The organism is Sphingomonas sediminicola, from assembly GCF_049991885.1.
Classification (GTDB): Bacteria; Pseudomonadota; Alphaproteobacteria; order Sphingomonadales; family Sphingomonadaceae; genus Sphingomicrobium; species Sphingomicrobium sediminicola.
Genome location: NZ_CP178916.1, coordinates 1,101,481 through 1,113,177, shown reverse-complemented (window position 1 = coordinate 1,113,177; position 11,697 = coordinate 1,101,481). Strand labels below are relative to the sequence as shown.

At 61.5% G+C, this 11,697-nt stretch carries 8 protein-coding genes; 7 read left to right on the top strand and 1 reads right to left on the bottom strand.

What is annotated here, in order from left to right:
- Positions 1–15 precede the first annotated feature (15 nt).
- Together ACMC5O_RS05785 and ACMC5O_RS05780 are read left to right on the top strand one after the other, a co-directional pair.
- On the top strand, positions 16–2,085 hold the full coding sequence (locus tag ACMC5O_RS05785; protein ID WP_426693418.1) for a response regulator: 2,070 nt from the start codon (positions 16–18) through the stop codon (positions 2,083–2,085).
- Between the two features lie 112 nt (positions 2,086–2,197).
- Complete coding sequence (locus ACMC5O_RS05780) at positions 2,198–2,365, top strand: hypothetical protein (protein WP_187709557.1); 168 nt, start codon at positions 2,198–2,200, stop codon at positions 2,363–2,365.
- Positions 2,366–2,370: 5 nt separating this feature from the next.
- Here ACMC5O_RS05780 and ACMC5O_RS05775 read toward each other — a convergent pair whose 3' ends face one another.
- Positions 2,371–4,782, bottom strand: coding sequence for a M16 family metallopeptidase (locus ACMC5O_RS05775; RefSeq protein ID WP_426693417.1), 2,412 nt, complete (start codon positions 4,780–4,782; stop codon positions 2,371–2,373).
- Positions 4,783–4,825: 43 nt separating this feature from the next.
- Between ACMC5O_RS05775 and ACMC5O_RS05770 the strand changes: the two genes are divergently transcribed.
- The 5 genes from ACMC5O_RS05770 to ACMC5O_RS05750 are packed head-to-tail and all read left to right on the top strand — an operon-like array spanning position 4,826 to position 11,697.
- A complete protein-coding gene (locus ACMC5O_RS05770) occupies positions 4,826–6,157 on the top strand; it encodes an aspartate aminotransferase family protein (protein WP_426693416.1) in 1,332 nt (443 codons plus the stop codon).
- On the top strand, positions 6,154–8,235 hold the full coding sequence (locus tag ACMC5O_RS05765; RefSeq protein ID WP_426693415.1) for an FAD-dependent oxidoreductase: 2,082 nt from the start codon (positions 6,154–6,156) through the stop codon (positions 8,233–8,235). The genes ACMC5O_RS05770 and ACMC5O_RS05765 overlap by 4 nt, the downstream gene beginning before the upstream one ends.
- A complete protein-coding gene (locus tag ACMC5O_RS05760; protein WP_426693414.1) occupies positions 8,232–9,431 on the top strand; it encodes a P1 family peptidase in 1,200 nt (399 codons plus the stop codon). The genes ACMC5O_RS05765 and ACMC5O_RS05760 overlap by 4 nt, the downstream gene beginning before the upstream one ends.
- Positions 9,428–10,999: an aldehyde dehydrogenase family protein gene (locus ACMC5O_RS05755; RefSeq protein ID WP_426693413.1), complete on the top strand. Its 1,572-nt coding sequence runs from the start codon at positions 9,428–9,430 to the stop codon at positions 10,997–10,999. Before ACMC5O_RS05760 ends, ACMC5O_RS05755 begins: the two co-directional genes overlap by 4 nt.
- Positions 10,996–11,697: a CoA transferase subunit A gene (locus ACMC5O_RS05750; RefSeq protein ID WP_187709560.1), complete on the top strand. Its 702-nt coding sequence runs from the start codon at positions 10,996–10,998 to the stop codon at positions 11,695–11,697. The genes ACMC5O_RS05755 and ACMC5O_RS05750 overlap by 4 nt, the downstream gene beginning before the upstream one ends.

Below are 11,697 nucleotides of genomic sequence, written 5' to 3'. Positions count from 1 at the left end.
GGAATGATCCGTCCTGTGACTGAAGTTTCGGTAAATCCACTGGCGGAAGAAGGAGCGGCGGCCTTCGCTTCCGAGAGGGGGCGGCCACGCGTCCTTCTGGTCGACGATGACGAGCGGAACCTTCTCGCGGTTGCGACCGTCCTTGAGGATCTCGGCGAAGTGGTCCTGGCGCGATCGGGCGAGGAAGCTCTCAGGCACCTGCTGAGGGGCGAGTTCGCCGTCATCCTGCTCGACGTCTACATGCCGGGCATGGACGGCTACGAGACCGCCCAGATCATCCGCAGCCGCCACCAGACCAAGGGCATTCCGATCGTCTTCCTGTCGGCGGTCAACAAGGAAACCGAACATCTCCTCCGCGGTTATTCCATGGGTGCGGTGGATTATGTCTTCAAACCCGTCGACCCGGTCGTCCTGCGGTCCAAGGTCACCGTCTTCGTCGACCTGTTCGCGAAAACCAAGGAGATCGAGCGAAAGGCCGCGCAGGAGCAGGCTCTCCTCGACGCGACGATCCGAGCGAACGCGGAGCGACTGAAGGCCGAGCAGGAATTGCGCCGCGCCGAGCAACGGCAGGCCGCGATCATCCAGTCCTTGCCGATGGTTCTCTATCTGGAACCCTATGACTCGGAACGGCGCTGGCCCCACTATGTCAGCGGCGACCTTCGTGCGATCACTGGATTCTCGTTCGAAGACGTACAGAAGCAGCCGGACATTTGGTCCGAACGGCTTCACCCTGATGATCGCGACACGGTTGATGCAGCGCTTGGCATGCGCCGCGAGAGCGGGCGGAGTTCCGTCGAATATCGATGGCAGTGCGCGGACGGGACGTACCGGCACTTCCTAGACCAGGCGGTGCTCCTGAAAGACAGCGACGGTCGTCCGCTAGAATTCGCCGGAACGCTTACGGACGTCACCGAACAACGCTCATTAGAGATGAAGCTGGTTCAGGCGCAGAAGATGGACGCGATCGGCAAGCTGACCGGCGGAATTGCGCACGATTTCAACAATCTGCTTGCGGCGGTGATCGGCGGGCTCGGGCTTATCGAGAAGCGCGCGAACCTTGCTGAAGGCGAGGCTCGAATCCTGGGTATGACGAAGCGCGCCGCCGAACAGGGCAGTGAGCTGGTCCGTCGATTGCTCGCCTTTGCCCGCAAGCAGGCACTCGAACCGCGGCCGATCGGGATCGCCGCACTTCGGAATGCAGTGTCCGACCTGCTCACCCACACACTGGGCGGCCTGGTCGACCTCGATTGGCGCGTCGAGGGCGAGGTTCCCGATGCTTTTGCAGACCAAGCACAGCTCGAGCTTGCTTTAGTCAATCTGATCATCAACGCCCGCGACGCGATGCCGGGCGGAGGCACCGTAACGGTTTCGATCGAAAGCCGCCGTGCAGCCGAGGAAGAACTGCCAGGGCTTGCAGCCGGTGAATATGTTCGCATTTGCGTTTCGGATACGGGCAGCGGGATCGCACCGGAGCATCTGGAGAAGGTGCTCGAGCCCTTCTTCACTACGAAGGATGTGGGGAAGGGCAGCGGGCTCGGCCTTCCGATGGTCTACGGTTTCGCAAAGCAGTCGAACGGCGCGTTCCGTATCGACAGCAGCCTGGGTCGAGGGACCGCAGCCGAACTGTGGATACCACGTGCTCCGTATGACGCATCCGATCAGCCCTACGATGCCACAACAGACGAGCCCCTCGGCGAAAGGGCTACACGACCGCTCAAGATCTTGCTCGTGGACGATCATCCCGAGGTGCGAACCACCACGGCAGCAATGCTCGAGGAGCTAGGCCACTCGGTTGTCGAGGTTGCCAACGGCAAGGAGGCGCTCACCGCGTTGCAGAACGGGTCGAGCAGGTGTGACCTTTTGATCAGCGATTATGCGATGCCGCACCTGTCCGGGACGGAATTCGTTCGGCGGGCTCGCGAGCTTCATCCCGGAATACCGGCCCTTATCATAACGGGCTATGCGGAAACCGAAGCGGTGGCCGATCTACCAAAGAAGGTCGGCATCCTGCTCAAGCCGTTCAGGCCTCGAGCCCTCGAGAACGCCATTGCGCGCGCTTGCAATCCGGCAGCTGTTGCGACTTGAGCACCTTCCGATCGGTATCTCCCGAATAGAGAAATCAGAGCGGCGAACCGAGAAACTCTGCCGTTGCGAATGCATTAGGTCGACAAACGACGAATCGGAAATGGGATAACAGGTGTCTGGTTCCGAATTGCCAAGCGAGAAGGAAATCGAAGAGGCGCACAGCCGGTTGGCGGAGGGCCTCAAGAGCTGCCGTTCCGTAGTGGCAAACTACAAGGCCATGATTGCGAAAGATTCCGATGAGGGTGCGCAACCCGACCAGGAGCCTGAATCGAACCTCTAAAATGGTCAGTTTCCGGGAGCGCCCACGTCCACGCGAAGGATGGTGCCTTTCGTGAATGTCTTGGCAGCTTTGGCGAGATCCCTAGCAGTAATCGTCTTGAGTACGAGTCTCAGCTGTTCGTGAGACCGGCCACCGCCAGTTTCGACAAATTCCCGCATGAGTTTGGTGGCCAGTTCGTCATTGCTTTGGGCGGCGGTGACGTCGCGGCCGAGGATGTGGTTGCGTGCCGCCTCAGTTTCTGCGGCGGTCGGTGGTTCGCTCGCCAGAGTGGCGATCTGAGTGCGTAGCTCGATCTCCAGCGCATCGGCTTTGTCGGGATCGACCCCGGTCCAGATCGTCGCCCAGGTCTGCCGGCCATTCGTCCGCAGCGAGCTGTAGATGTGGTAGACGAGGCCTTTCTCGGTGATCGCCGACCGGCCGAGCCGTCCGGAATAATCATGGGTGAGAACGTAGAGCATCATTTGCCACGCAAGTGCCTCACGCGTGCCCGGCGGTGGCCCATCGACGACGTAGCCAAGTCCACCCTGTGAGAGTGGCTTCCCGATACGCTCCCGAACGACGTTGGGTCCGCGCGTTGGGGAGGGAGAGGGGCCGATTTTCCCCGGGGCCGCCTGACCAAGTTTCTGTTCGAGCTTCCCAAAAGCCGTTGAGGTGTCGATATTCCCACTGACGATCACGGCGAGAGGCCGACCATTTCTCCCGGTCGGATCACCGATCTGGGCCGCGATAAGTTGCTGGATGCGTGTCTCCGGATCGTCGCTTTTGCTCTCAGCTGACGCCGGCCCGCTGCGAGAAGCCGCGATCACCTCGTCCAACAGGTCAGAAAGCTCAGACGGCTCACCGGAGCGAGAAACGGTTCCGAGGCCCGGCAGATCACTGGGCCGCTCACCGTCCTTGACCGGGGAATCAAGAAGGAGCTCGACCGTTACGGTGTCGGAGAGCGGGCTCGATTGAACGATGGCGGATAAACCACCGGGAAGTCGGCGCAGCTCCGGTTGGGTCGTGGTTTCCGAATTTGCCGGCGCGCCGTTTCGATCGGCCGCCGGCTTCGGATTGCCGGATCCGAGGGCTTCAACGGGCAAATTGCCAAGGGCCATCCAGCCAACGGTGAGCCGATCGGGCGCGAAATAGTTCCGTGCAACGCGTTGCAGATCCGCAGCTGTGACGGATTGCACGTGACGGTTCATGTCGAGCAGCGCATCGAGAGCGCCAATTCCTTCGAAGTAGGCGAGCTGATGTGCGGCATCTTCGGTGGTCAGGACATCTGCCCTGAGGATGCGCGCGACCGCAGCCTTGGCATTGGCAAGTTGAGCCGGAGAGACTGGACGATCGCGAAGCCCATCGATCCGTTTTGCAATCTCTCGTTCGAGTTTTCCCGAATCCGCTGTCGGCTCGATCGACCCGCTGATCATGAACAAGAATGGATCACGAGTAGCGGGCAGCCAGGTCGCGATGTCACGCGTCGTTCCGAAAAGGAGAGAACCTTCAATTGCACGCGTTCCGGACCAGCCGCTTTGGCGCGGGTTCACGCCGGGAGTGCCTGCCAAGACCTGCTGGAGGACAAGAAAAGCAGCAAAGTCCTGATTGGACGCAGCCGGGGCGGGAAATGCGAGCTGGAAATATTGCCGATAGACCGAACCGAGCAGTTGCGTGCGGCGCTCGCCGCGCTGGGGAAGCTCGGCTGTATAGTGAGGCTGGGCGATTGGCCTGGCTGCGACATTGGCGAAGGCCCGCTCGACCAGCGCCTTCGCCCGCTTCAGATCGATGTCGCCGGAAATCGCAAGGACCGCATTTCCCGGCGCGTAATGGCTGGCGTAATAGGCTTGGGCATCACTGATGGTCAGGCGTTCGACGTCGCTCACATATCCGGCCATCGGACTCCCATAAGGATGAGATTGAAGCGCGGTCCGAACGACGGCGTCCTGCAGGACGCCCGAGGGGTCATTCTCGTAGCTGTGGAGTTCCGTGATGACCGCGCCCTTTTCGGCTTCGATCGATGCGGGGTCGATGACGGTTCTCGCCATCCGGTCCGCTTCTATCTTCAGGAGCAGTTCGAGATCGCCCTTCGGCATGGTCGCGAAGTAGGTCGTCTGGTCCATCGCGGTGTAGCCGTGCCACTCGCCGCCCGCGTCGTAGATCGCTTCGGTCGCGCCAGCCTTCGGGAAGTTCGCGCTTCCGCGAAACGCGAGATGCTCGAGGAAATGTGCAAGACCGGTCTTGCCGGTTATCTCAGCGGCAGAACCACTCTTGTAGAGCATCTGGACGCTGACGACCGGAAAACTGTGGTCTTCCAGCATGATGACCGTGAGGCCGATCGGAAGATGGCTGACGTCGGCGCGCCTGAGGTCGAGTTCCGCCGAGGCCGGCGCAGCGATCGTCAGTGCGGCTGTCGCGAAGAGAATCTGGATCGCTTTCATCAGGCGGCATTGAAGCCAAAGCTGCGGACGTTAGTCTAGCGTAATGAACGCGGGGCACGTCTTTCATCGGTTCACGTCCGCGCGCCCTCCCATCGCCACACGCGGCGAAGGCATTTACCTGTCCGATAGTGAGGGTCGCCGTTTCGTCGACGCGTGCGGGGGTGCAGCCGTGTCGTGCCTCGGCCACGGACATGCTGAAATCGCTGCAGCGGTTGCCGAGCAGGCTGCGCGACTGGAGTTCATTCACACCGGCTTCTTCACGACCGACGCCGCAGAAGAACTCGCCACGGTCATGGCCGACATGTCGCCGGGCTCACTCGACCGCGTCTGGTTTACGGGAAGCGGATCGGAAGCGGTTGAGGCCGCGCTGAAACTTTCGCGGCAATATCATCTTGAAAGGGGTGACACTGCACGCAGCCGCGTGATTGCACGCCGCCAGAGCTATCACGGCAATACGCTCGGCGCTCTCGCGGCGGGTGGGAGCGTCTGGCGGCGCGCACCTTACGAGCCGCTCCTCATCGACGTCTCTGTCGTCGATCCATGTTTCGAATATCGCTTCGCCGAGCCGGGCGAGAGCGCGGAAGATTATGGCCGGCGGGCCGCGCGGGCGCTCGAAGACGAGATTATTCGCCTCGGCCCGGAGACGATCATCGCATTCCTGGCAGAAACGGTGGTCGGAGCGACTGCCGGCGCTGTCCCCCCGGCAGGCGAATACCTCAGGCATGTCCGTGAGATCTGCGACCTCTACGGCGTCCTGCTGATTCTCGACGAGGTTATGTGTGGCTCGGGCAGGACGGGCACCTTCTTGTCCTGCGAGCAGGATGGCGTGGTCCCTGACATCGTGACGCTCGGGAAGGGGCTGGGCGCCGGATACCAGCCGATCGGGGCGGTGATCTGCACTAGCGAAGTCTATGATGCTGTCGCGCGGGGCTCTGGCGCGCTCAAGCATGGTCAAACCTACAATGCGCATCCGGTGGGCTGTGCGGCCGGTTTGGCGGTTCAGCGCGTCATCCAGCGCGACGGGCTTCTCGACCGAGTCAACGAGGCTGGTGATTACCTTTCGTCGCTACTGAGAAGCCGCTTCGGCAATCATCCCAATATCGGCGACATCCGCGGCCGGGGATTGCTCATCGCGTTGGAGATTGTCGCTGACCGGCAGACGAAGGCTCCGTTCGATCCGGAGCTTGCGATGCACCAGCGGGCCAAGGCCGACGCTTTCAATCGAGGGCTGCTGATCTACCCCGGTGGAGGAACGATTGACGGTCGGAACGGCGACCACATCCTTCTCGCGCCGCCCTATAACGTCACCGACGACGAACTCGCCATGATCGTCGATCTCCTCGCTCAAACATTGGATTCGATCCTGCCGTCATGACCCGCGATCCCCGCTACGACATTCTATTCGAACCCGTCCGCATTGGCCCGGTGACGGCGCGTAACCGTTTCTACCAGGTGCCGCATTGCACGGGCATTGGCTGGACCCAGCCAGAGACCTTGGCCCGGCTTCGAGGGATCAAGGCCGAAGGAGGCTGGGCGGTTGTCGCCACGGAAGAGACGGAAATCCATCCGACGGGCGACTGCGAGCCCTTCCATGAGGGGCGCCTCTGGGACGACCGGGACATTCCGGCGATGGCAATCATGGCCGACGCAGTCCACGAGCATGGTGCCCTCGCGGCCATCGAGATCATGCACCACGGCGCATCGGCGGCGAACTGGGGAACGCGGCTGGCGCCGCTGGGGGCGTCGCACCGTCCGATCATCTATTATTCGCCGGTGCAGGCGCGAGCGATGGACAAGCAGGACATTCGCGACCTTCGCAAATGGCATCGTGACGCGGCAATTCGGTCGAAGAAGGCCGGCTTTGACATCGTCTATGTATACGCGACCCATGACCTGTCGATCGCTCAGCAGTTCCTCGAGAAGCGGAAGAATGACCGAAACGACGAATATGGTGGAAGCCTGGAGAACCGCGCCCGGCTGCTTCGCGAACTGATCGAGGACACCAAGGAAGCGGTCGGAGACACTTGCGCAGTTGCGGTTCGAATTGCTGCAGACGAGCTGTTGGGCGACGCAGGGCTGACGCACGATGGCGAGGCTCGCGACGTTATCGAAATGCTCGCCGAGCTTCCCGACCTGTGGGACGTCAACATCTCGACCTGGCCGAACGACAGCCAGACCTCTCGCTTCGCAAAGGAAGGATTTCAGGAGCAGTACACCAGCTTCGTGAAGCGGCTCACGACCAAACCGGTGGTGGGCGTCGGGCGCTTTACGTCGCCGGATACGATGGTTTCGCAGATTCGGCGCGGAATCCTCGATTTCATCGGCGCTGCTCGGCCGTCGATTGCCGATCCATTTCTTCCGAAGAAGATCGAGGAAGGCCGGATCGACGATATCCGCGAGTGCATCGGGTGCAACATGTGCGTGTCGAGCGACTACACGTCGACGAACCTGCGTTGCACCCAGAACCCGACGATGGGCGAAGAGTGGCGCCGGGGTTGGCACCCTGAAAGCATTCCGCCGAAGAAGTCGGACGGCTCGGTGCTGGTAGTTGGCGCAGGTCCTGCTGGACTTGAGGCCGCTCTCGCCGCCGCCCGCCGGGGTTTTGAAGTTCATCTCGCTGAAGCGACCTCAGAACTCGGCGGCCGTGTAACCCGCGAGAGCAAACTGCCAGGCCTCTCCGAATGGGCGCGTGTTCGCGACTGGCGGGTCTCGCAGCTCGAGCGCTTGGAGAACGTTTCGATCTACCGGGAAAGCGCGCTCGAGCCTGAGCACGTTCTTGAGTTTGGCGCGCGCCACGTGGCGATCGCGACCGGCTCGACCTGGCGAAGCGATGGCATCGGCCGCGATTCCGGCTTCGCGGTCCCGGGTTTCGATGGTGCCAATGTCTATTCACCGGACGATCTGATGAGCGGTCGTGTCCCGTCGGGAGGACCCGTCATCATTTGGGACGACGACCATTATTACATGGGTGGAGTGCTCGCGGAGCGATGTCGCGCGGCCGGGCTCGACGTGACGTTGGTGACGCCGGCGGCGACGCTCTCGGCCTGGACGGTCAACACTCTAGAGGCCGTTCCGATTGCGAAGAAGATCGCCCGGCTTGGAATCGACGTAATCACTTATGCCAGTGTCATAGGCTTCGATGGGTCGAAGGTGCGGCTGGTCAGTGCCCTGACTGGCGCGGAAAGCGAACTGCCGTGCAGCGCCTTGGTGACTGTCACCGCGCGTCTACCTGTCGATGCACTATACCTCGGGCTCGATCAGATGAGCGACCGATGGGGAAACGCGGGTATCGCTTCGATTACGCGGATCGGAGACTGCTGGGCGCCGAGCACCATTCAGCAGGCCGTTTACACGGGCCACAAGTGGGCGCGTGGCCTCGATGAAGAGTCCGAAGGGCTTATTCCGCGCGAGTTGCCGATGATCGAGTCGGGTCGGGTGAAAGTGGCTCTGTGAAGGCTGCGCTCGCGCTTCTCGCGGTGGCGCTCGCGTCGCAGGCGGATGCCCGGGCACGCGATCTCGGAATTCCGTTCGAAGGTAAGGCGGGCCCCCTCAACGCGATCACTGATATCCGTGGGGTCGAAGTCGGTCAGAAGACGCTGATCGAAGGCGAAGGCGCTCTAAAGGTCGGAGTTGGACCGGTACGGACCGGCGTCACCGTCATCTTCCCGCGAGGCAAAGCGGACGCTCGCCCGGTCTATGGCGGCTTCTTCAATCTGAACGGCAATGGGGAAATGACCGGCCGCGCTTATCTCGACGATTTCGGCATCGTCCAGGGCCCGGTCGGGATCACGGACACGAATGGTGTCGGCCAGGTTTATGCCGGCATCCAGCAGTGGCACTCGAAGCATTTCGGAAGCGCCACCTGGCCGGTTGTTGCCGAAACCTGGAGCGGCTACCTCAGCGACCTCGAAGGCTACCACGTCACACCCGAAACCGCCGTCGCGGCGCTCGATTCCGCAAAACCGGGAGTGGTAGAGGAAGGAAATGTCGGAGGTGGGACCGGCATGGTCTGCTTCGGCTTCAAAGGCGGCATCGGCACTGCTTCACGTGTCGTCACGATTGAGTCCGAGTCCTATACCGTCGGCGTGCTCGTCCAGTGCAATACCGGTGCGCGGAGGGTGTTGAGAATTGCGGGTGCACCGGTCGGTGCAGCGCTCGCCAATCGCTGGTTGCCCTGCTTCGACCGAAAGCTGGCAGCGAAAGCAGAAAATCTTCCCCCATGTACGGAGGATGGTTCGAAGGGCGTTGCCCCGCCTGACCAGGGATCGATCATCATTGTCGTTGGAACGGACGCGCCGCTGATGCCGAAGCAGCTCGACCGCGTTGCCAAGCGCGCTGCCATGGGTCTGGCGCGGCTTGGTTCCTATTCGGGCAATTCATCGGGCGACCTGATCCTGGCTTTCTCGACCGTGCCGGGGGAAGTGAATCATGAGGATCAGGCGAAGCCGAGCCCGATTCAGGCGATTGCGAACGCCAACGTCGATCCGATTTTCGAAGCGGCGACTCAGGCAACGGAAGAGGCCATTACCAATGCGCTGGTCGCTGCAAAGACGATGACCGGCGCCAACGGGGCGCGCTATTTTGGTATTCCGCACGACGAGCTTCGCTCGATCCTGAAGCGCTACAACCGGCTGGAGGTCACGAAATGAACCTGCCTCGCGTCACCTATTCGAACACGGGCGAGGATTTCTCAGGTGTTCACGCTTATCTGGACGGGATTATTCCAGATGCTGAAGCGCGCCTTCTCGGGAACATTCGGCCCAGCTTCATTGGCGGCGAAGATCGCCCGCAAGGTCGAAACGTCAGCGTCAGAAGTCCGATCGACTACAGCATAGTTCTAGGCGAGTTCCCGCAAGCTGACGAGAGCATGGTCAACGATGCTGTCCAAGCAGCGCGTGCTGCTTATCCGTCGTGGCGGGCGATGGGTTGGCCGCGACGGATCGAAATCCTTCGAGCCGCAGCGGACGTGATCGAAGAGCGCAAGTGGGACCTCTCCGTCGCCTGCCTGATCGAAGTGGGCAAGTCCCGGCTGGAGGCGGTTGGAGAGGTCGAAGAAGCGATCGATCTTATCCGCCATTATTGCGACGAGATGGAGCGAACCGACGGCTTCCGCGACGATCGGCCCGGCGCCTCTTCCGCCGAAAAGTGCAGTGTGGTTCTAAGGCCCTATGGCGCCTTCGCGGTGATCGCGCCGTTCAATTTTCCCGTCGCTTTGTCGGTCGGGATGATGTCGGCGGCGCTTGTTGCTGGGAACACGGTCGTATTCAAGCCTAGCGACGCTGCCGGGCTGACCGGTCGCCTGGTCGTCGAAGCTTTAATCGACGGCGGACTTCCCGACGGCGTTTTGAACCTCATCCAGGGTGGTCGCGAAACAGGCGAGTTGCTGGCGAAACACTCCCTCATCGACGGTTTCGCCTTTACCGGTTCTAACGCAGTCGGAATGACGATCCTTCGTCACGCCGTCTCTGCACAGGCAACACGCCCGGTGCTCGCGGAAATGGGCGGTAAGAATCCGGCATTCGTGACGGCGAGCGCTGATCTGGCCCTGGCGGCTACGGGTGTCGCGCGCTCCGCCTTTGGTCTGTCAGGGCAGAAATGCAGCGCTGCTTCCAAGGCGTATGTGCATCGCTCGGTTTACGACGATTTCCTTAGCGCCCTCCTTGAAACGACTAATAAAATCGTGGTCGGAGATCCTCGTCACAAGGACGTGTTCATGGGACCCGTCATCAACGACGCTGCGCTCGACCGCTTCACCAAGGCCGCGAGCGCGGCTGAGAATGACGGCTCCATCCTAAGAGGAGGCCAGCGCCTCGAAGGCGGCATTTTCGAAGGCGGTCCATATGTCGAACCGACGATTGCCACCGGACTCCCCGCAGACCACAGGATCAACCGCGATGAGCTTTTCCTCCCCTTTGTCAGCGTGCTTCCGTTCGACAGTCTGGACGAGGCGATTGCCGACGCGAACCGCAGCGCTTTCGGGCTGACGGCCGGCGTGTATGCGCAAGATGAGCAGGAACTCGATCTCTTCCTCAGCACGATTGAGGCGGGCGTGCTTTACGCAAACCGTGCGGCGGGTGCGACGACCGGCGCCTGGCCCGGGTTTCAGAGCTTTTGCGGCTGGAAGGGCTCCGGCACGACCGGGAAAGGCGGCCTTGGCAGCTGGTACGTCCCGCAGTTCATGCGTGAGCAGAGCCACACTGTGTTTTGCACGCCGTGAACAAGCTCTACGATTCACCCAAAGCTGCACTCGACGGACTGCTTCGCGACGGAATGACGATCATGTCCGGCGGCTTCGGGCTATCAGGAAATCCCGAAAGCCTGATCCCGGAGATAAAGGCGGCGGGCGCGAAAGACCTGACGATCATCTCGAACAACGCCGGGGCCGACGGCTTCGGCCTTTGGCACCTCCTGCAGTCGCGGCAGGTTCGAAAGATGATCTCGTCATACGTTGGTGAGAACAAGCTGTTCGAGCAGCAGTACCTGACTGGCGAACTGGAGCTCGAACTTAATCCTCAGGGGACTCTCGCGGAGCGCATCAGGGCAGGGGGCGCGGGAATTCCGGCCTTCTACACGGCAACCGGTGTCGGGACGGTCGTTGCGGACGGGAAGCTGCAGGAGGAGTTCGAAGGTCAGCCTTACATCCGCGAAACATGGCTGCGTGCCGATCTCGCGATTATCAAGGCGTGGCGGGCAGACAGTGAAGGCAATCTTCAGTTCCGAAAGACGGCGCGCAATTTCAATCCGGTCATGGCGACTGCGGCAAAGACAACGGTGGTCGAGGTCGAGGAACTGGTCGATGTGGGCGAGATCAGCCCCGACTGCGTGCACACCCCTGGGATTTACGTGCACCGCATCGTGAAGTGCACGATCAACGAGAAGCGCGTCGAGAAGTTGACCATAAGGGAACGCGAATAA

Bases quoted from the DNA above. Each gene is read 5' to 3' on its own strand.
- ACMC5O_RS05755 (WP_426693413.1), top strand. From the start codon at position 9,428: ATGAACCTGCCTCGCGTCACCTATTCGAACACGGGCGAGGATTTCTCA.
- ACMC5O_RS05770 (WP_426693416.1), top strand. From the start codon at position 4,826: ATGAACGCGGGGCACGTCTTTCATCGGTTCACGTCCGCGCGCCCTCCC.
- ACMC5O_RS05775 (WP_426693417.1), bottom strand. From the start codon at position 4,782: ATGAAAGCGATCCAGATTCTCTTCGCGACAGCCGCACTGACGATCGCT.
- ACMC5O_RS05765 (WP_426693415.1), top strand. From the start codon at position 6,154: ATGACCCGCGATCCCCGCTACGACATTCTATTCGAACCCGTCCGCATT.